At 67.8% G+C, this 370-nt stretch carries 1 protein-coding gene; it reads right to left on the bottom strand.

Annotated features, from left to right (window positions below):
* On the bottom strand, positions 1-370 hold a 370-nt coding region (locus DM373_RS28525; RefSeq protein ID WP_157966920.1), incomplete at both ends, for a two-partner secretion domain-containing protein.

Raw genomic sequence — 370 nt, 5'->3', positions numbered from 1 at the left:
CTTGAGCTTTACATCCTGGCCGGCGCTGGCGTTGGCCAGGGTCAGCTTGCCGCTGGCGTCGATGTCCAGGTCGCCGGCATCCACCGCCATGTCGCCGGCCAGGCGTACACCCACGCCCTGCTCGGTGCCCACCAGGCGGATCGCCCCGGCATACATGCCGCCCAGCGCCGTGCTGTCGATGGCCAGGCTCGGCGCCGCGCTGCCGTCACTGGCACGGGCAGTGGCCTTGAGGGTGTTGGCGTCGACGTCGTTGCGCCCGGTGACGATGTCCAGCTGTTTGGCGTGCAGCTTGGCGTTGATCTTGGCGCTGCGGGTGATGAGTTCGAAGCGGTCGACGTTGCGCGCATCCAAACCAGTGCCTTCGATGGCA

It is taken from the genome of Pseudomonas sichuanensis, assembly GCF_003231305.1.
GTDB lineage: Bacteria > Pseudomonadota > Gammaproteobacteria > Pseudomonadales > Pseudomonadaceae > Aquipseudomonas > Aquipseudomonas sichuanensis.
This window is presented reverse-complemented; position numbering and strand designations above follow the sequence as displayed.